The sequence below is a fragment of the Reella acinonychis genome (assembly GCF_052384575.1).
In the GTDB taxonomy this organism is placed as follows: Bacteria; Pseudomonadota; Gammaproteobacteria; order Enterobacterales; family Pasteurellaceae; genus JBQSUQ01.
Genome location: NZ_JBQSUQ010000004.1, coordinates 1 through 19,809, shown reverse-complemented (window position 1 = coordinate 19,809; position 19,809 = coordinate 1). Strand labels below are relative to the sequence as shown.

Sequence of the window (19,809 nt, the reverse complement as noted above, 5' to 3'; positions counted from 1 at the left end):
TATACTATCAACACAATCTTATTTCATTTTCTAGGAATTCTATGCACGAACTCTCTCTTACTCAAAACATCATTGAAATTGTTGAACAACAATGTAAAGAAAATCATGCCAATAAAGTGACTGATATTTGGCTCGAAATCGGACCACTTTCTTGTGTTGAACCAAATGCAATTGAATTTTGCTTTGAAGTCAGCACTCAAGGCACCATAATGGAAAATTGCCAGCTACATTTTATTCCCATTTCTGCTCAAGCTTATTGTTGGCAATGTGCTAAATTAGTAGAAATTAAAGCACATCATGATAGCTGCCCGATTTGTAACTCATCACATTTACAAGCTCAAACAGGCAATGAATTACGCATCAAAGAAATTGCTGTCGAATAATAAAACTAAGCATAAAAAAACCGCACTTTCATCAAAGTGCGGTTTTATTTTACTTCGTTTTACAATTAGAATTGACCGGTTAAATTCAAACCCACATTCCAATATAATTGACTTGAATAGGCTTTTGTAATACTTGGCATTAAAGATACGCGGAAAGTATCATTCATTTTATACTCCACGCCTGAAGCCAATGTTAAAGCAGTTTTTGGCATTTTGTGATCCAACTTCACTTCACCTAAATAAGGATTATAAGCGCGGAAAGTTGGGTTATCTTGGTGAATACGCTGTTCCACTTCAATAGAACTTAACCAATTTAATTTATCAGTTACTGCCTTATTATAGTTCACGCCTGCGAAAAGTGCGGTGTCTTTATAAGTCATTTTGTCATAACTAATTGGGAAACCCTGCGCATTATCACTAAAGCCTTTTTGTGCAATTTTTCCATGACGAACACCTAAGAACCAACCGAGTTTGTCCTCATTCAACTTGTGCTCTTGACCCAAAGTTAAAGATAACATACGACCTTTTAATTTAGTATTGCCTTCAGCAAATTCAGTACCAACCAAGGCTTGACGTTGCACATCCATATTATAGCGGCTGAAACTTACTGCTGGACGAATATAGAATTCACTGTTATCCGCTTTATGTTTCCATTCGGCATATAATCCTACGCCAATATTGTTATGTGCACGTCCATAGCTTGCTTGTAAACGATTATAAACAGAATGTTCAACAACAAATCCTGCCGAAAGGTTATCTGTAAATTTATAAGCTGCGCTCACCCCTACTCGCACATCACGTGACTTGCCCTGACCGCTTAAACCTGAACGTAAAGACACACAATAATGCCCTTCGCCTTGTTCAACATCACAGCCTTTCAACAGGCTGATTAAACCATAACGTTGGAACTCCATTGCTTTGAAACTATCCAAACCAACTTTTGCAATTGTTTCTTTGGTTTTATTTGGATCTAAAATAATTACCGATGGCTCTTCAGGTTTTATTTCTGGAGTTGGCTCTGGCTGAGGTACTGGCTCTGGTTTTGGATTTTTGATTACACGCCACAGGGTTGGTACATATTTACCTTCCGCGTTAGCAGACATACCGGACATGACTGAACCATCATAGCTCATTGAATAAATCACGCCGCCATCACTTACTTTTCCACCTAAAGTTCCTACATCTTTGCTTTGTTGCCAGTTTGTGCCATACCAAATTATTGGGCGCATATCAACAAGCGGGAAACCTAGAGAATCCAACTCTTCCCCATTAAAGCCTATACGGGGATATGTATTTGCCCAACCACGACCAATAGCACCACCTAACACAGAACCATCATAGTTTGAAGCATATAAAAATACGTTCTTACCATGACCTGAAATTTCAGATTTCACACCATAATCTTGACCAGAATAAAGAATCGCTTTACCCCAACCACCTTTATATACAACTTTTCCATCTGGACTCATTAAAGCATTAGCTTCTAATGGATAAGAAAGACTAGGAAAAAAATGTTCAGGATCAACTACTTCAGAAAAGTCTAATACCACATTTGAAGCTAAATTATTACCATAATAAACCAACGCACTATCACTGTTATATTGTGTATTATTGTTATTAAATAACCAAACAGAGCCATCATGATTTACTTGAGTAAGAGAAGCTGTGCCTGCATTTATTTCTCGAATAATATTATCTGGGTTTTGAGGATCTCTTAAGCGATAGATAATAGAAGGGTCTCTCGGAAGAGAGCCAAGAGGGTTATCTGATGATGAATATATTGCACCATTACCAGCAACGCCAATAATGAGATCACCATTTTGTAGCTGATGTTCATTCCATTGACCATTTTCAAATTTATTAAATCTTACTTCATCCGCAATAGCAATACTTCCATCTTCGCTAATACTCGGCATTAGCACGCCAAAGGCGCCAGCACCTATTTTATGCTTGTTAGAATAACCTTCCCCGTAAAAAATAGCCCCTTCAGCTTCCCCATTTCCAAGGGTATTAATTAATAAGGTTTTTCCATCACCACTTAATACTGGAATAATAAATTGAGGGAAGTTTAAATAATGCTCTGGATGAGGAAAATCTACTTCTGAAACGTTAGATGTCTTAATTTCATCCACTTCAGCTGTTGTAAATGGACTTGCATAAAGCACTGAGGATGAAAGCATAGTAGCAACTAATATCGCTACGGATGTTTTATTAAATGTCATAAATTCAAACCTGTATAAAAAATAAAAAAATTCCATCCTATTTAGGATAGCAAATAGGCAATAAATTATAATTCTTTACAAAAAAAAACAATTTTTTAACACAATATACTTAAAAAAACTTCACCAAAAAACACCGCACTTGAATAAAAGTGCGGTGCTATTTTTAATAATTTTTATATTAAGCCACTAATGCGGTTTCTTTTAAGCGACCTTTCAGTTTGCTGTATTCAGTTACCACATAATGTTCTGCCCAGTTTTGATCTTCAATTTTCTCGATTCTCACTGCACTATATTTATACTCTGGTGTTCTTGAACCTGGGTTTAAATGTTCTGCAGTTAATTCGTTACATTTTCCGATCCACCATTGGTAAGTCATGTAGCAAGCGCCTCTGTTAGTACGAGTACTTACATCTGCACGAGAAATAACTTTACCACGTGATGAGGCAATCCAAACTAAGTCATTGTTCTTAATGCCGAGTTCTTTCGCATCTTGATCATTCATTTGAACAAAGCCTGGTTCATCAGCTAATGCAGCTAATGCGCGGCAGTTACCAGTCATTGAACGGCAAGAATAGTGACCTACTTCACGAACCGTAGAAAGTACAAGAGGGAATTCTTCTGATACTTCTTCCATTGGTGGTTCCCAATCACAAGCAAAGAAATCCGCTTTACCGTTTGGACGGTCAAACACTTGGCCTTTATACAAGTATTGTGTACCTTGATCTTCAGGACCTTCATCATAGCAAGGCCATTGGATATAACCCATGCCTTCCATTTTTTCGTAAGTCGCCCCTTTATAGATTGGACATAACTCACGTAATTCGTCCCAAATTTCTTTGGTGTTATTATAGTGCATTGGGTAACCCATTGCGGTTGCCATTTCACTAATAATTTGCCAGTCATCTTTCACATCGCCAACTGGTTCAACTGCTTTATAGAAGCGTTGGAAACCGCGATCTGCTGCACTATAAACACCTTCGTGTTCCGCGCAAGATGTAGCTGGGAAAATAACATCAGCTTCCGCTGCAGTCTGAGTCATAAAGATATCTTGTACAATGATGAATTCAAGATCTTTGAATGTTTGTTTCATTGCATTGAGATCTGGCTCAGTTTGCAAGGTGTCTTCACCCATAATATAGAATGCTTTTAATTTGCCTTCGTGAACCGCATGTGGTACTTCACTCAGTGGCACACCTGGTTTAGGATTTAATTCAGGCACGCCCCAAGCTTTCGCAAATTTCGCCATCGCTTCTGGGTCACTTAAGCTTTGATAACCAGGTAATGTGTTATATAACGCACCCATATCACAAGCGCCTTGTACGTTGTTTTGACCACGAACAGGGTTTACGCCTACATTTGGTTTACCTAAGTTACCAGTTAACATTGCCAAGCTTGCTAATGCACGTACGGTTTCAACACCTTGACGGAACTGACAAACCCCCATACCCCAAAGGATAGTTGCGGTTTCAGCTTTAGCATAAGTGCGGGCAATTTCACGCAACATTTCAGGCTCAATACCTGTGATATGTTGTGTACTTTCTGGTGTGTAATTTTTAACGACTTCATAGAAAGAATCGAAGTTCTCTGTATGTTCGTCAATGAATTTTTGATCGTGTAAACCTTCTTCTAAAATCACGTTCATCATTGCATTTAAGAATGCAACGTTACTACCGTTCGCCAACGGAGCATAAATATCCGCAATACGAGCAGTTTCAATTTTACGAGGGTCACAAACAATGACTTTTGCGCCTTTTTCTTTCGCGTGGTTAATACGTCTCGCCACAATTGGATGTGAGGTTGAAGCATTATAACCAAAGATAAAGAGACATTTTGTATCTTCAATTTCAACAATTGAGTTGGACATTGCGCCGTTACCGACCGACTTGAGCAGACCTGCTACAGATGGGCCATGTCAAACGCGCGCACAACAGTCAACGTTGTTATTTCCTAATACAGCACGAGCGAATTTTTGCATAACGTAGTTTACTTCGTTACCAGGTCCACGAGATGAACCCGTTACCATAATCGACTCTTTACCGTATTTTTGTTGAATCTCTTTTAAACGATTCGCTGAGTAAGAAATGGCTTCTTCCCAAGTTACTGGTGTAAACGGTTCACCACGTTTATAACGAATCATTGGTTGAGTAAGACGAGGAGTTAGGATTTTTGTATCATGGACGAAATCCCATCCATAATAACCTTTGAGGCAAAGTTCACCCTCATTGGTTTTTCCGTTTGCACCTTCAGCACCCACAATTTTATTGTTTTCGACCAATAAATTGATCTTACAACCTGAAGCGCAATACGGACAGACAGTTATTACTTTTTTCATAATCTTGTCCCTTGTTAAACGAAAAATAAAAGAATAAGTTAATCACTCAAATAATGCTTAGCTTACGAATACATCATACGCTAATTTTAACTATATTCACTCATAAAAAATAAGGTTTTATTGATTCAAAACAGTTTTTCTATAATTTTTCTATTTTGTCGAGTTGATTTTCCTTGATTAAAACGTATAAATTTTTCACCGCACTTTTTACTTTATCCGTTAAAGGAAACATGAAAGACACTACATCCGGCTGAATACCGACAAACACCACTTCTTCAATATCATCTTCTAATTGTTCAATAAGAAAATTCAGTGGCATATTATGTGTACTCATAAAAAACATATCGGCGATTAATTCCTTGTCAATCACTCGAATAGCTCCAACCTCCTGCTCCATATCTGTGGCATCCACAATTAATAAACGCTTTGGCTTCATTGCTCGAACGGTATGAGCATGATTTTCAGGTGCAGAACCACCATCTAAAATAGCCCAATTTTCAATAGGATCCTCTTGCATTAATTGAAATAAATAAGGACCTGCCGCATCATCGCCCATCATAGAATTACCAACGGCTAATAATAGATTATCCATTGCGGTTCCCTCTATTTATCACGACGTTTAACCATGATATACATCACTGGTTCACGTTGAATTGAAGCTAATGTATCCAACAAAATTTCAGCCCATTGAGAATGAAGTGCGGTGAAATTTTGCTTATTTTCATCTAACGCTTTTGCTAATAAATTAACATGGCTGCTATCAATGACAATTTCCCCAAATTTTATTAACCCGGTTAATTTACGGCGAGCTTCACCTTCAGGGAAACTTTCAACAAATTGTTGATAATCTTGATAATCAGCAACAATCAATTTTTTAAAGCAATCAATAACGCCAACATGATGCCCGATGGCTAATGAGTAATACATCACCTCTTGAGCTGCGGTTGGCATTTGATCATCATTTTCAACAAAACGTTGGTTTAATAGATAAAAAATTACATCGCTTGACATAGTTGGAACTCCTTAACATACAGCTTTGGTCTTTATTTACCTTTTCAAATAGCCCTTACCAAGTAAGGGCTATTGAGTATGACCTATTATTTATGTGTCTAGCCTGAGAATGGTTGGCTAATACGATGTAAGCGGTTGATAATCTCGCTCAAACGCGGATCAGCTTCTCTTTCTAAGAATTCACCAATACGCACACCAAAAGGTACAGGATCTTTTTCCACCATCATTGCCATAAATTTATCAGCAATATCGCCACCTTGACGATAGCCAGCTAAACGGCGAGCTTCACGTTCAAGGGTAACACGTAAATCATGTGGAATTTCAGGGAAACGAATTTTAGCTTCCGCTGAAGGATCAGCAATTTCTTGCTTACCTTTTAATTTTTGATCGAGCAAACCAAGCGCCATTGCAAAACCATAAATTGTTGCAGTTGGCGTTGGAGGACAACCAGGAATATACACATCAATTGGTACGATTTGATCTGATCCACCCCATACACAATAAAGATCGTGGAAAATACCACCGCCACAACCGCAAGCACCGTAAGAAATACAAATTTTAGGATCTGGAGCTGCTTGATAAGCACGCATTGCAGGTGTTCTCATTGCACGAGTTACCGCACCTGTGAACAATAAAATATCCGCATGACGAGGTGACGCAACCACTTTAATACCGAAACGCTCCGCATCAAAGGTTGGTGTGATTGTACTAAAAATTTCAATTTCACAACCGTTACAACCACCACAGTCCACACGATAAACATAAGCTGAACGTTGAATATCTTTCAGCAATGTTTCTTTCATTTTTGCAATGCTTTCATCAATGGTAAAGGGCGTAGAAATACCATTTACAGGCATTGGGATTTGCGTATTCATTATTCTGCCCCCCCTACTAATTCAGCTTCTTTTACTTTAAGCGCGGTCAAATCTAACGACATATTTTGATGACTGTAATCAATAAGTTTTGCATTCATTTTTTGTTCCATATTAGCTGTTTTTTCCAAGCTATTTTGGCGTTTACAGTCAGGGCAAGTATGCAATACATGTAGTTTTTGATTGATTTGCTCTGGACTATCTGCTTGCTGTTTCAACAAGTCAATTGCATAGTTTAATTCTTTATAAGAAGTAAATGGCTGATGACATTGTTGGCAAGTTGTCGTTGCAAAAGTTGTTTCTTGGAACAAATCTTGTTTGTTTTTCACTGAAAGCTCAAACTCTTGCGTCAAACGAATTGCTTTAGTCGGGCAAACTTCTTCGCAACGACCACAGAAGATGCAACGTCCTAAAAAGAGTGACCAAGTGCGATCACCCTGTTCTGGATTCGTCCGCATCGTTAACGCATTTGCAGGGCAAGCAATAGTACAAGCACCACAAACAATACATTGATCGGAATTTAATTCAGGTTTACCACGAAAATCAGGATCCACTTCATATGGTTTAAATGGATATTTTGTTGTAGCATCGCCTGTTTTAAAGACGGTTTTTAATAACTTAAACATAATCCACTCTCCCTATTTCAATGGCGAATTTTTACGTTCAATGCCGTAACGCTCAATTTCTTTATAATCAACCGTTTTAGCTTTACGTTTACGCACATCAACAACAGTTACGCGGTCAGTACAAGAATAGCAAGGGTCAACACTACCAATAATTAATGGTGCATCTGAAACTGTGTTACCACGCAACATGTAGCGTAAAACTGGCCAGTTCGCATAGGTTGCCGCACGACAACGCCAGCGGAATAATTTTTGGTTATCCCCTAACATTGACCAGTGAATATCCTCACCACGTGGTGCTTCTGTGATACCTAAACCAAAACGACCCGGTGTATAGTTGAAGCCTTCAACCAATAATTCACCTGATGGTAAATTATCCACCATATAATCAATGATGTTCATGGTTTCAAATGTTTCGTTGATACGTACAGCTACGCGACTAAATACATCACCATTTTCTTCAGTGAAGATATTAAATGGCACATCGCCGTAACCTGAGAATGGATGGACACGACGCACATCGCGTGCAAATCCACTACCACGAACCATTGGACCAACAGGGCTATAATCACGAGCAACTTGGCGATCTAAGATACCAACACCTTTCGTTCTTTGATCGATATTTGGTGTATTCAATAAAATATCGCAAAGTTGTTGAATTTCTACACGCATTTCAGCAATGAGTTTACGACATTGCTCACGTTGATGTTTCAACATATCGCGACGGATACCACCAATTAAGTTGATACCATAGGTTTTTCTTGCTCCCGTCAATACTTCTGCTAATGTCATGGATTTTTCACGTACGCGGAAGAATTGCATGAATCCAGTATCAAACCCAGTAAAGTGGCTTGAAAGACCTAGGTTAAGCAAGTGACTGTGTAAGCGCTCAACTTCTAATAAAATAGCGCGGATCCATTGAGCACGAATTGGCACTTCAATACCTAAGGCATTTTCAACTGAGTTCGCATAAGCAACACTGTGCGTAAAACCACAGATACCACATACGCGGTCAGCTAAGAAAGTAACCTGATCGTAGTCCATTCTGGTTTCTGCCAGTTTTTCCATACCACGATGAACATAGAACAAACGATAGTCCGCATCAACAATGTCTTCACCATCGACAAATAATCTAAAGTGCCCTGGTTCATCAGAGGTAATATGTAATGGACCAATAGGAACAACTCGAGCTTCGCCTTTATCATTGACGAACTCATAGGTTTCTGTTGCCGTTGTTGGATCTGGGCGTAAACGATAGTCCATAGAATCTTTACGTAATGGATAAAGATCATCTGGCCAATCATCTGGTAACACTAGACGACGTTGGTCTGGTAAGCCTACTGCTCTTAAGCCAAACATATCGAACATTTCACGCTCTGCCCATACCGCGGCTTTAACACGAGGTGTAACAGATGGAAACTCAAGGCTAACGGGATCAACTAATGCTTTTATTGTAACAAAGCTTTTTACAATGCCTTCCATTGAAAGCACATAGTACACTGCAAAATGACCGTTAATAGAACGTTCATCATTAGCAAAAGCAAGTGGCAACCAACCTTCATGCTGATAATATAAATACTCCACCACATCAGGTAACATATTTGTTTTAATTGTAACTGTTACTTGATTTTCCGTAGACCATTCTTCATCAAGAATAGTATTTGGGAATTTTTGGTTTATGGCTTCAATATAATTTTTACCTAATGCGCGGCTCAAATTGACTGAATTATTTTTTGTTAACTCCATTTTTTCCTCCTACGGCGTTATTTGCCTAATGCTTGCCAAGGCAATACCAACATATCACCGAAAGAAACATTATCTTGACCAAGAATGATGCCTACTGAGTTTTTGACAAGTTGTAAAATAGGTTCTGCAATATGCAAGCCCATAATAAACATGATTAATAACAACAATGCCATTGCAACTAAAGAGGCCTTATTCCCATCCCCCACAACAACAGTATCATCTGGTTTACCTAATACTGTTTTCAGTACCATTCTAGCAAGACCAGCCAATACGATAGTGAGCAAGATCAAACAAATTGTAATTAGCCAAAAATGTTCAGTCGAAATACCCGCAACCACAATACTAAATTCACTAACGAATACATTAAACGGCGGAATACCACCTAATGCTAAGGCGCCAGCAGCAAATAAAATGGCTGTAATTGGTGATACTTTCCATAATCCTCTAATCTTGTTCATATCTCGCGTTTTATATTTCAACAAGATATTCCCTGAAGTACAGAATAATAAGGTTTTTGCTAAACTATGGTTAATTGTATGCAATAAGCCTGCTAAGATACCTAATGGACCACCTAAACCAAAAGCAAAGCTAATTAACCCCATATTTTCAATACTTGAGTAAGCTAATAAGCGTTTAATATCTGATTGAACGATAATAAACAATGCCGCAATTGCCACTGAAAGCAAGCCAAATACAAGCATGAGCATTTGCGGATAAGTAAAGCCAACTGTTTTAGAGATAATGGTGTAATAACGTAATACAACGAGCATTGCACAGTTTAGTAAAATACCTGACAGAATCGCACTCACAGGGCTTGGCGCTTCACTGTGTGCATCTGATAACCAAGTATGCATTGGGAATAAACCACATTTCGTACCAAAGCCAACTAATACAAAGGCAAAGGCTAAATACATTAAGTTAGGATTTAAGCCTTGAGCTTGTGTATTAATGGAAGACCAGAAAATGGCCTGACTTGGATCTGTTAGTAAGTTCGTTGCATTAGAATAAGTCAACAATGTGCCGTATAAACCAAATGCTACCCCAACAGAACAAATCATGATGTATTTCCATGATGCTTCTAATGAAGTTCTTTGGTTATAGATACCCACTAAGAAAGCAGAAGTTAAGGTTGTCGCCTCAATAGCCACCCACATTAAAATGATGTTATTCGTTGTTACTGCAAGTAACATAGTACCGAAGAACAGATGCAAGAAACCGTAATAGTAAGAATAGGTTCTAAAATCAATATGTCCTTCTTCCAATTCGGTATTCATATAACCGATAGAATAAACACCAGCTAAAGTTCCAACGACACCAATAATGCCGACAAACAATGCAGATAAACTATCAATATAAACCCAATTTCCCCAAGCGATAAGGACTTGTTCATTTAACACCCCAAAGACCACTTTGAGCGAACAAATGAACATTAAGCCTAATCCTGTAATATGAAGTGCGGTACAAATTACATGACTTTTTGTTTTGGCAACAAAGAAAAATGCCAATCCCACTAAAAAGGGAATAATTAATAACGCATTAATCCATTCCAACATAGCGTTACCCCCGTAATTCCGTTAATTGTTTTGCATCTAATGTATGCAAAGTACGGTAAATTTTAAGCACTAACATCGCCATAATAACCACAGCAAATAAGGCATCTGTCGCAATACCAATTTCGACTAATTCAGGCGCTTTGTTAGCTAATAATGCCAATGTTAAATGTGAACCATTTTCCATTAAGCAATAGCCAAATACCTGTTTGAGAATGCTACGTTGGCTCACAATGCACATTAAACCGATCAAAAAGTGGCTCAATGATACAGACAACGCAGGTTTCAAACTATCAGCCAAAGGGAGCTCAACCGAAGTTGTTGCCAAGTAAGATAGCACAATAATTGCTGCTGTAATTGGTAACAACCATGCTGCATTCAATGAAAGTGTAGGAACTGTGCTTTCATCTACTTTCTTCGCTGTGTAGTATAAAATTGCTGGTACAATCAATACTTTAGTTACAAAAGCACTGATTGACCACATGTAAAGTTCATGGGCATCCATCTCTGCGGCTAGGAATACAAACGTCCCCACAAGCACTAAAGACTGTGCCATATAAAGTGCGGTAGCTTTTTTCGTCGTTTTTTCCATAATGACGGCAAGAGAAGTCAGGATCAACAAACCAGCTAACGTATTTATCATCAACATAATCCGCTCCTTAATTCAACCAAGGGGTTTCTAACCAATAAGCCGCGATGAAGCTTGAGCAAACAGACATTACCATTAATACCACTAATACAATATTCATTGTTGTTGTTAATGGCTGTGCGTTTTCTACTTCTTCTGACGGTTTGCCTACCACACATTGACCAAATTTATACAATAACCAAACAAAAGTGGCTGTACTTTCAATGAGTGCTAACACCATTAAGAATGCAATCCAACTATGTGCTGAACCTAATTCAAAACCGGCAGCGAATAATGGGAATTTACTGAAGAATCCGTTAAATGGCGGCACCCCAGAAATTGCTAATGCGGCAATCCCAAAACCCGTACCAACTAATGGCATTTTTTGCATAATACCTTTTAATCTTGGCATTGAGCGTGTACCTGTTGCATAAGCTAAAGAACCTGCAACAAGGAAGAATAAGCTTTTTGCGAACGCATGGTTGAAAATGTAAGCAATTGCGGCAATCAACGCTAATTTTGAACCTAAGGCGAAAAGCGATAACCCAATGAAGATATAAGAAAGTTGTGTAATAGTTGAATAAGCTAATAAGCGTTTTAAATCGGTTTGCGGTAAGTACATTAAGAAACCGTAAATTAAGGTAATCATTGCCATGATTAAACCGACATTACCAACGATTTCAGGTACATCACCAGCTGACATCAATGCGCGAGCAAAAATATACACCCCAACTTTAACCATAGAAGCAGCGTGCAAATATGCACTCACAGGTGTTGGTGCTTCCATCGCATTTGGTAACCAAATTTGCATTGGTAATTGTGCTGATTTACCCCAAGCCGCAAACATCACACCAAATAAGACGATGGTTTTCGCACTTGGATCAAGTTGCTCCAACGCCATAATAGAGAATGTGCCTGTTTTGCTAAACAAGAAGGCCGCTGCGATATATAAACCAATTGCCCCGACGTGAGTAATAATTAACGCTTTCATCGCTGAAGCTTGCGCTTTTGGTGTTTGGTAATAACTGATTAATGACCAAGAACAAGCACCGGTAATTTCAAAGAACAATAATTGACCAATTAAAGTTGATGAATAAACCAATCCAGCCATTGCCCCGATGAAGATGAGCAAGAAAGCATAGAAGCGAGGCATTGGTGCATGAGCATGTTCTTTATTCAAAGTTGTTAAGTAACCACAAGAATAAAGGACAATTAAGAACCCAAGACCAACCACAACAAAACCAATTAAGGTACTCACTGCATCAAAGGTAAAACCCCATACAGTTGTATCGCCAAATTTCAATACATCAATAGATAAGGTGCTTGTTGCAGCGCCTTTCCATAAGCACGCTAAGATAACAGTCCCCAACGTTGCTATTGCAGAGAAAATAACGGCTAGACGAGGGAAAAGTTTTTCATTTTTAACCAATCCAACGATAAAAGCACCGATAAATGGAAGAATGATTGTAAATAGAGCTAAATTTTCCATTTTTTCCTCCTTACAATCCAATCAAATAGAAAACAAATGCCAGTACGGAAACGCTAAAGCCAATGATGGTTAAACGTCCTGCTAACATAAAACGTGTACGAGCAAGGGTATTTTCAAATATACAAGCCAATACAAAAGCAACGATTAATTTTAAGAAGAAAGCTATCGCACCTAAAAATACGCCGCTAATGGTAATTTGTTCAGCTGCACCGAATGGAAGTAATACGCTCACAAAGATTGACGCAACAACCATTGATTTAAGGCTTAGACCCACTTTAATCAGTGCAAACGCTGGACCTGAATATTCTGTTAAAGGACCTTCTTGTAACTCTTGCTCCGCTTCTGCTAAATCGAATGGAATTTTTCCCATCTCAATAAAGATAGCAAAGGCAGCGGCTACAAGAGCAACAACAGTTGCACCTGGATAACCCCAAGTTTGTGTGCCTAATACAGTAGAAATCACACCAAAGTTAGTTGAACCAGCAACTAATGCGATAACTAATAAAGACAACATTAAGATAGGCTCAACAAGAACACCTAAAGTAACTTCACGACTTGCACCAATATTAGAGAAAGAGCTGTTGCTATCTAACCCTGCAATAGAAAAGAAGAAACGGAATAATGCAAAGAGATAAATAGCCGTAATCAAGTCGCCACCAGCACCAAAAGGAGAAGCGTGAGTAAACATAGGCAAACTCATTGCTACTACAAGTACAGTACTGATTAAAACATAAGGCATTACTTTTGAAACTAAACTTGCATTTTCAGGATAAATGTTTTGTCGTTTCATCAACTTAACAATATCACGATAATCTTGTAATACGCCAGGACCACGACGGGATTGAATTCTAGCTCTAATCATTCGAGAAATACCCGAAAACAATGGCGCTAAGGCTAACAAAATGAGCGCTTGAATTAATCCTAAAATAAACATTCCACCTGATGTAGCAATTTCTGAAGGTAAATTAATCATAATCCTCCCTCCCCTACATAGATGCGGCTACAGCCAATAAAATTACCAGTGCAACTACGAAATAAACGCAATATACACGGAAGTCACCTCCTTGTAGCCCTTGGATTTTAGACGCTATACGAGGAATAAAATGGGCAATTGGCATTGTGACTTTATCTTCCCAGAATGGCTCTGCTTGAGTCGCACCTTTAATCACTGCATCAATACCTTTTTGGCTTAATGGTGCAGGGTCAAAGGTTTTACGAATTGTGTAAAGTGGTTTAAACATCGTTCTTAATGGACGGGTGAAACCGCCAGCTGAACTTGCCATTTCGGCTTCATATGCATAACCACAAGCCCAAGGATTGCCTTTTGCACTATCAGATAAACGTTTATCTTTGGTGAAGCTATATAACGCGAAAGGTACCGCGAAGAACGCGATAAGCATAATAGCCACCATAGGAGTAGAAAGTGCGGTGTATGGTTCTGGACTTGAAACAACAGTACCATTTTCTGCAAGAGGGAAACCATTTAGACCTGAAAGTGCGGTTGAAATTTTTGCAATTACAGGTGTAATAACTGAAGCACCGATACCTAACAACACACAGCATACAGCAAGCACCGCCATAGCGATTAACATTGGGCGAGGGACTTCTCTTGCTTGCGCGGCTTTTTCACTACGAGGCGCACCACCGAAGCTAATACCATATACTTTAACGAAACATAATGCCGCTAATGCACCAGTTAACGCTAGCATAATAATTGCCACGGGGCCTGCAATTTTGAGCACCACTGAATCAGTTTGGCTTAAAGTAAATAATGATTGATAGGTAAACCATTCACTGACAAAACCATTAAATGGTGGTAATGCGGAAATCGCCATAGTACCAATTAGGAAGCAAAGTGCGGTGTAAGGCATCAATTTGCCTAAGCCACCCATTAAATCCATATCTTTAGTATGTAAGCGATACATCACAGAACCTGCGCCAAGGAATAATAAACCTTTAAACACCGCATGGTTTAATAAGTGATATAAACCACCCAACAAACCAACAGTTGCAAGAATTGGATTTTGAATTGCGATACCAATCATACCAACACCCACACCCATCATAATAATACCGATGTTTTCAACTGTATGGTATGCAAGTAAGCGTTTGATATCATGTTCTGCAAGTGCGTAAAGTACCCCTAACACAGAGGACACAGCACCAAAACCAAGAACAATCACACCAAACCAAAGGTTATCTGCACCAAGTAAATCAATGCCTACTTTAATGATACCGAAAATACCGATTTTAACCATCACACCGGACATTAATGCAGACGCATGAGAAGGCGCTGCTGGGTGAGCTTTTGGTAACCAGCCATGTAACGGAATCATACCTGCTTTTGCACCGAAACCGAGGAAAGCAAGCATAAAGACAATGAAACTAAGTACTGGGGAAAGTTTTGTTTGACGGAATGCTTCAAATTCAAAGCTACCTGCGTAGCAGTAGAAAATAAAGAAGGCTATCATAATCAACACTGAACCGGCATGGGCAATGAAGAAGTATAATAAACCTGCATTGGTTGCATTATCATCTTGCTCTGTTAATACTAAGAAGTAAGAAGCAAGCGACATCATTTCAAAAAAGACTAAGAAAAAGAATGCATTGTCTGTTGTCGCCAATCCCACCATTGACGCAATAAACATATTCATAAAAAAGCCCATTGTTCCTGCACCTTTCCCTTTATATTCTTGTACATAGGAGAAGGAATAAATCGCAGTAACAATGACGAGTAAGGAAATCACACACACCATAAATGCAGCTAAACCATCCACTCGGATAGAATAAGGCGCAAAAGAAAATGGTGTTTCAAACAGCATGGTTGCCGTTTCGTTGCTGATAAGTACAGGGGCTGCGGCTAAGATGCCTAACACTCCGCCCAAAATACTGGTCACGCCAGATATATTGATCGAAAGCTGTTCATTTTTACTCATATACAAAGAAATGAACGCGCCGATGACATAAATCAACAAGGCAGTGATGAGCAAAATTATGGTACTCATAAGGTCACTCCATTGATTAAAGTTGGAAACAATTAACGTGGAATTACAGGCGAACTGGTCATTGCCATTTCACGTTTACGTTTATTAGCTTCTTCAATACTTTCGTCGCTAATAATAAATAGCGTCTTCGTTGGACAAGTTTGTACACAAGCTGGTCCTTCTGGACGGAAGTAACAAAGGTCACATTTTACCGCAATGGCTTTTACACCCGGCTGCCATGCTAACATATTACCAACATTGGAATTATCTGGAGAAACACGAACATCACGTTTTACTGCATCAGTAAAAGTAAAATGTTCGTAATAGGTCGGTGCATCAATTGGACCACTACCATGCTGTGTAATTGCACCAAACGGACAAGCAATACCACAAAGTTTACAGCCGATACATAGACCTTCATTTAATTGAATAGTATCTCCTTCGTGCGTAATTGCATGAACTGGACAAACTGTCTCACAAGGTGAATCATCACAGTGGCGACATAAAATTGGTACAGTCACATCATCATTACGCATCACTTGAAGACGTGGAAAAGATTGCAATCCAAAGGCTTTATGCACTTCACTACAAGCTGCCATACAAGTATTACAGCCAATGCAGTCTTTGGGATCGCCTATAACAAAACGGTTCATATAGTTTTCCCCCTACTAAAAATTAGTGATAAAATTCAAAAAAAGTTTGACCGCAAGTGTCCACTTTTTTTGTAAGGATACTACCAATATTTACCAAATTTCACCGGAAAAATTATTTTTCCTTGATTAAGATCATGAAAAAATTACTTTTCATATTTTTTTAACAAAATTGAAATTTTCTTTTAATATCATTAAGTTAAAATAACGTTATTAATGTAAAAAAAATGTTTTAGATAAAAATAATTATTATTTTATTTACAGGAAAAACAAGGATATGCAAGGGATAGAATTACGCATTAAAGGGAAAGTTCAAGGGGTTGGATTTCGCCCTTTTGTTTGGCTATTAGCCAATAAATATCAGTTTCATGGCGATGTTTGTAATGACGGACAAGGCGTATTAATTCGACTGTATCAACCTAATATTTCTCATTTACAACAGTTTTTAAATGAGCTGACAACAACCCTTCCTCCTCTAGCGACTATTGATGAGGTTATTCAAAGTGCGGTGCAATTTTCGCAAATTTCAACGAATACATTCATTATTCGAGACAGTGAACAAAGTGTTATGAATACGCAGATTGTACCTGATGCTGCGACTTGTCCCGATTGTTTGAAGGAATTATTTGATCCACAAAACCCACGTTATTACTATCCTTTTATAAATTGCACCCATTGCGGTCCACGTTTTACCATTATAAAAGCCATTCCTTATGATCGCCTTAACACATCAATGGCAAATTTTCCTTTGTGCACAAAATGTAAACAAGAATATGACAATCCAGCAGATCGCCGTTTCCATGCGCAACCCAACGCTTGTCCACAGTGTGGCCCACAAATTTGGTTACAAGATAAGGAACATCAGATTGCCACACAAAAAAATGCACTAAAACAGACCGCACTTTTATTGCAACAAGGAAAAATCGTTGCCATTAAAGGATTGGGCGGATTTCATTTAGCCTGTGATGCGAGTAATTCAGAAGCGGTGAAATTATTACGCCAACGTAAACATCGCCCCACAAAACCCTTAGCGATTATGGTGCCAAATCACCATTTTTTGCAGCAATTAACGCCAGAAGAAACGCAACAACTCACAAGCTCAGCAGCCCCCATTGTCTTGTTAGCCAAACATAAAGTGCGGTCTATTTGTGATGAAATTGCGCCTAACTTACGTGAAATTGGTGTGATGTTACCAAGTAATCCATTGCAACATTTGTTGCTAGCCGAGATAAATATCCCCTTAGTGATGACTTCTGCCAATGCGAGTGGTCAACCACCCGAATTAGATAATCAAAGTGCGGTGAAAAATCTAGCACATTTAGCTGATTTTTATCTTTGTCATAACCGAGATATTTTACAACGCGCTGATGACAGTATCTTGCGTGTTGCCTTTGATGGTTTAGAAACGATACGTCGAGCTAGAGGTTTTGTACCTGATGAAATTCAACTTTCACAAATGAGTGAAGATGCAGTGCTAGCAATGGGCTCAGACTTAAAAAATACGTTCTGTTTGTTAAGACAGAACAAAGCGACCGTTGCTCAGCATATTGGCGATACAGCAAATGAACAAATTCAACAACAATTACAACAAAATATCGCTCTCTTTGAACAAATTTATCAATTCAAAGCAGATAAAATTGCCATTGATAAGCATGCAAGCTATTTTTCTAGCCAATTAGGCAAACAATTGGCACAACAATATCAAATTCCACAGATAGAAATATTACATCATCATGCTCATATTGTCGCAGTAATGGCAGAACATCATTGTGACAACAAAGTCATCGGCATTGTGATGGACGGAATTGGCATGGGGGAAAATGGGCAACTATGGGGCGGAGAATGTCTATTCGCCACAACAACCGAGTGTAAACATTTAGGTGGATTGCCTGCAGTTGCTATTGCAGGCGGCGATTTGGCAGCTAAACAACCATGGCGTAACTGGCTTGCTCATTTGCAACAATTTGTGCCTCATTGGCAAGAAATCATGCAACAAAGTTGTGCTGATTTACCTTGGGAGCCTCTCAGTAAAGCGATAGAAAAAGGCATTAATTCACCGTTAATTTCCTCTACTGGACGCTTATTTGACGCAGTCGCTTATGGTTTAGGTATTGCACCGACACATCTCTCTTGGGAAGGTGAAGCTGCTTGTCAATTGGAAGCATTAGCGAGCCAATCTCAATTTTGTCATCAAAGTGCGGTGGAAAATCAGCCTATTTTTAAAGTTAAAATGCCGATTAAAGATAATCAATTAGATTTAGCTGTATTTTGGCAATCTTGGTTAAAGGAACAAGCCGAGCCTGCAGATAAAGCCTATATATTTCATTATGCACTTGCTCAAGGCTTTGCTTCGCTTGCTAGACAACAAGCTGAAATCCACGACTGCGATACAATCGTGTTCTCAGGCGGTGTGATGCACAACCAGCTACTACGCCGCTTATTAAAACAGCAATTATCTGATTTTAATGTGCTAACTGGTCATAAATTCCCAATGAACGATGGTGGTTTAAGCTTAGGGCAAGCGGTTATTGCTGCCCAACAAAAGTAAAATGAGCTAAAAAAGCACCGCACTTTTACTTTTCATTACTGCTATAGCGTTGCGAACCCATTGCTGATAATCGGAAAAATGCATTTTTATTCCCTTAGTTGATTTGCTAATATGAGCGCTACTTTAACTCAAAGAAGGAAATAAAATGCATATTACGGTCTATTGCGGTGCAAATTTAGGTAATAATCCGATTCATCAACAGAAAACCAAGGCATTGGGTACATGGATTGCAGAGCAAAATCATACGTTGGTTTATGGCGGAGGAAAAGCGGGATTAATGGGATTGTTGGCAGATTCTGTGTTGGAACATGGTGGTAAAGTGATTGGGATTATACCTACATTCTTACAAGAACGTGAATTAGCACACAATGGTCTCAACGAGTTAGTTATTGTTAATTCAATGTCAGAGCGTAAACTCAAAATGATTGAATTAGGTGACGCTTATATTGCTTTAGCTGGTGGTCTTGGAACCTTAGAGGAAATCAGTGAAGTGATATCTTGGGCTAGAATTGGACAAAATAATAATCCTTGTATTTTATTTGATAGCGATGGTTATTATCAGCCGTTAAAACACTTTTTAAATCATATGGTTGCTCAAGGCTTTTTAAGTCAATCGGATCAAAATAACACGCTATTTTCAGATAATCTTCAGGAAATTGAACAATTTATCGCAGAATATACGCCACCACCAATTCGGCAATATGAAATTTAAATACTGAATAACAAAACGCTGAATGATATCTCATTCAGCGTTTTTATTGCTAACTAAAA

16 protein-coding genes are annotated in these 19,809 nt (G+C 38.6%); 3 read left to right on the top strand and 13 right to left on the bottom strand.

Annotated elements, in window-relative coordinates:
• Positions 1-41: 41 nt before the first annotated feature.
• Positions 42-383 (top strand): hydrogenase maturation nickel metallochaperone HypA, encoded by a 342-nt coding sequence (gene hypA, locus ACT2CV_RS01600; RefSeq protein WP_464972763.1) that lies wholly within the window; start codon positions 42-44, stop codon positions 381-383.
• 65 nt (positions 384-448) lie between these two features.
• Here the strand turns inward: hypA and ACT2CV_RS01595 are convergent, their stop codons facing one another.
• The 13 genes from ACT2CV_RS01595 to ACT2CV_RS01535 all read right to left on the bottom strand — a co-directional run bounded on the left by ACT2CV_RS01595 (position 449) and on the right by ACT2CV_RS01535 (position 16,493).
• Positions 449-2,605 carry an autotransporter outer membrane beta-barrel domain-containing protein gene (locus ACT2CV_RS01595; protein WP_464972764.1) on the bottom strand — a complete coding sequence of 719 codons (2,157 nt, stop codon included), beginning with the start codon at positions 2,603-2,605 and terminating at the stop codon, positions 449-451.
• Positions 2,606-2,783: 178 nt separating this feature from the next.
• The gene (gene fdhF / locus ACT2CV_RS01590; RefSeq protein ID WP_464974023.1) at positions 2,784-4,937 is read right to left on the bottom strand and encodes a formate dehydrogenase subunit alpha; all 2,154 of its coding nucleotides are present in this window, start codon (positions 4,935-4,937) and stop codon (positions 2,784-2,786) included.
• A 139-nt stretch (positions 4,938-5,076) separates the two neighbouring features.
• Positions 5,077-5,529: a hydrogenase maturation peptidase HycI gene (gene hycI, locus ACT2CV_RS01585; protein ID WP_464972765.1), complete on the bottom strand. Its 453-nt coding sequence runs from the start codon at positions 5,527-5,529 to the stop codon at positions 5,077-5,079.
• 11 nt (positions 5,530-5,540) lie between these two features.
• Positions 5,541-5,948: a formate hydrogenlyase maturation HycH family protein gene (locus ACT2CV_RS01580; RefSeq protein WP_464972766.1), complete on the bottom strand. Its 408-nt coding sequence runs from the start codon at positions 5,946-5,948 to the stop codon at positions 5,541-5,543.
• Positions 5,949-6,046: 98 nt separating this feature from the next.
• On the bottom strand, positions 6,047-6,823 hold the full coding sequence (locus ACT2CV_RS01575) for an NADH-quinone oxidoreductase subunit B family protein (protein WP_464972767.1): 777 nt from the start codon (positions 6,821-6,823) through the stop codon (positions 6,047-6,049).
• The gene (locus ACT2CV_RS01570) at positions 6,823-7,446 is read right to left on the bottom strand and encodes a formate hydrogenlyase complex iron-sulfur subunit (protein ID WP_464972768.1); all 624 of its coding nucleotides are present in this window, start codon (positions 7,444-7,446) and stop codon (positions 6,823-6,825) included. Before ACT2CV_RS01570 ends, ACT2CV_RS01575 begins: the two co-directional genes overlap by 1 nt.
• 12 nt (positions 7,447-7,458) lie before the next feature.
• The gene (locus tag ACT2CV_RS01565) at positions 7,459-9,189 is read right to left on the bottom strand and encodes a hydrogenase large subunit (protein WP_464972769.1); all 1,731 of its coding nucleotides are present in this window, start codon (positions 9,187-9,189) and stop codon (positions 7,459-7,461) included.
• 17 nt (positions 9,190-9,206) lie between these two features.
• Positions 9,207-10,742, bottom strand: a complete 1,536-nt coding sequence (locus ACT2CV_RS01560) for a hydrogenase 4 subunit F (protein ID WP_464972770.1) — start codon at positions 10,740-10,742, stop codon at positions 9,207-9,209.
• Positions 10,743-10,746: 4 nt separating this feature from the next.
• A complete protein-coding gene (gene hyfE / locus ACT2CV_RS01555; RefSeq protein ID WP_464972771.1) occupies positions 10,747-11,388 on the bottom strand; it encodes a hydrogenase 4 membrane subunit in 642 nt (213 codons plus the stop codon).
• Between the two features lie 10 nt (positions 11,389-11,398).
• The gene (locus tag ACT2CV_RS01550) at positions 11,399-12,856 is read right to left on the bottom strand and encodes a hydrogenase 4 subunit D (protein WP_464972772.1); all 1,458 of its coding nucleotides are present in this window, start codon (positions 12,854-12,856) and stop codon (positions 11,399-11,401) included.
• A gap of 10 nt (positions 12,857-12,866) precedes the next feature.
• Positions 12,867-13,829 (bottom strand): respiratory chain complex I subunit 1 family protein, encoded by a 963-nt coding sequence (locus tag ACT2CV_RS01545; RefSeq protein WP_464972773.1) that lies wholly within the window; start codon positions 13,827-13,829, stop codon positions 12,867-12,869.
• A gap of 13 nt (positions 13,830-13,842) precedes the next feature.
• Complete coding sequence (gene hyfB / locus ACT2CV_RS01540) at positions 13,843-15,861, bottom strand: hydrogenase 4 subunit B (RefSeq protein ID WP_464972774.1); 2,019 nt, start codon at positions 15,859-15,861, stop codon at positions 13,843-13,845.
• A gap of 32 nt (positions 15,862-15,893) precedes the next feature.
• The gene (locus tag ACT2CV_RS01535; protein ID WP_464972775.1) at positions 15,894-16,493 is read right to left on the bottom strand and encodes a 4Fe-4S dicluster domain-containing protein; all 600 of its coding nucleotides are present in this window, start codon (positions 16,491-16,493) and stop codon (positions 15,894-15,896) included.
• A 274-nt stretch (positions 16,494-16,767) separates the two neighbouring features.
• Here ACT2CV_RS01535 and hypF point away from each other — a divergent pair, with 274 nt between their 5' ends.
• Together hypF and ACT2CV_RS01525 are read left to right on the top strand one after the other, a co-directional pair.
• Positions 16,768-19,038, top strand: coding sequence for a carbamoyltransferase HypF (gene hypF / locus ACT2CV_RS01530; RefSeq protein WP_464972776.1), 2,271 nt, complete (start codon positions 16,768-16,770; stop codon positions 19,036-19,038).
• Between the two features lie 145 nt (positions 19,039-19,183).
• Positions 19,184-19,750: an LOG family protein gene (locus ACT2CV_RS01525; protein ID WP_464972777.1), complete on the top strand. Its 567-nt coding sequence runs from the start codon at positions 19,184-19,186 to the stop codon at positions 19,748-19,750.
• The last annotated feature ends 59 nt before the right edge of the window (positions 19,751-19,809 follow it).

Bases quoted from the DNA above. Each gene is read 5' to 3' on its own strand.
- hypA (WP_464972763.1), top strand. From the start codon at position 42: ATGCACGAACTCTCTCTTACTCAAAACATCATTGAAATTGTTGAACAA.
- ACT2CV_RS01595 (WP_464972764.1), bottom strand. From the start codon at position 2,605: ATGACATTTAATAAAACATCCGTAGCGATATTAGTTGCTACTATGCTT.
- hycI (WP_464972765.1), bottom strand. From the start codon at position 5,529: ATGGATAATCTATTATTAGCCGTTGGTAATTCTATGATGGGCGATGAT.
- ACT2CV_RS01580 (WP_464972766.1), bottom strand. From the start codon at position 5,948: ATGTCAAGCGATGTAATTTTTTATCTATTAAACCAACGTTTTGTTGAA.
- ACT2CV_RS01575 (WP_464972767.1), bottom strand. From the start codon at position 6,823: ATGAATACGCAAATCCCAATGCCTGTAAATGGTATTTCTACGCCCTTT.
- ACT2CV_RS01570 (WP_464972768.1), bottom strand. From the start codon at position 7,446: ATGTTTAAGTTATTAAAAACCGTCTTTAAAACAGGCGATGCTACAACA.
- ACT2CV_RS01565 (WP_464972769.1), bottom strand. From the start codon at position 9,189: ATGGAGTTAACAAAAAATAATTCAGTCAATTTGAGCCGCGCATTAGGT.
- ACT2CV_RS01560 (WP_464972770.1), bottom strand. From the start codon at position 10,742: ATGTTGGAATGGATTAATGCGTTATTAATTATTCCCTTTTTAGTGGGA.
- hyfE (WP_464972771.1), bottom strand. From the start codon at position 11,388: ATGTTGATGATAAATACGTTAGCTGGTTTGTTGATCCTGACTTCTCTT.
- ACT2CV_RS01550 (WP_464972772.1), bottom strand. From the start codon at position 12,856: ATGGAAAATTTAGCTCTATTTACAATCATTCTTCCATTTATCGGTGCT.
- ACT2CV_RS01545 (WP_464972773.1), bottom strand. From the start codon at position 13,829: ATGATTAATTTACCTTCAGAAATTGCTACATCAGGTGGAATGTTTATT.
- hyfB (WP_464972774.1), bottom strand. From the start codon at position 15,861: ATGAGTACCATAATTTTGCTCATCACTGCCTTGTTGATTTATGTCATC.
- ACT2CV_RS01535 (WP_464972775.1), bottom strand. From the start codon at position 16,493: ATGAACCGTTTTGTTATAGGCGATCCCAAAGACTGCATTGGCTGTAAT.
- hypF (WP_464972776.1), top strand. From the start codon at position 16,768: ATGCAAGGGATAGAATTACGCATTAAAGGGAAAGTTCAAGGGGTTGGA.
- ACT2CV_RS01525 (WP_464972777.1), top strand. From the start codon at position 19,184: ATGCATATTACGGTCTATTGCGGTGCAAATTTAGGTAATAATCCGATT.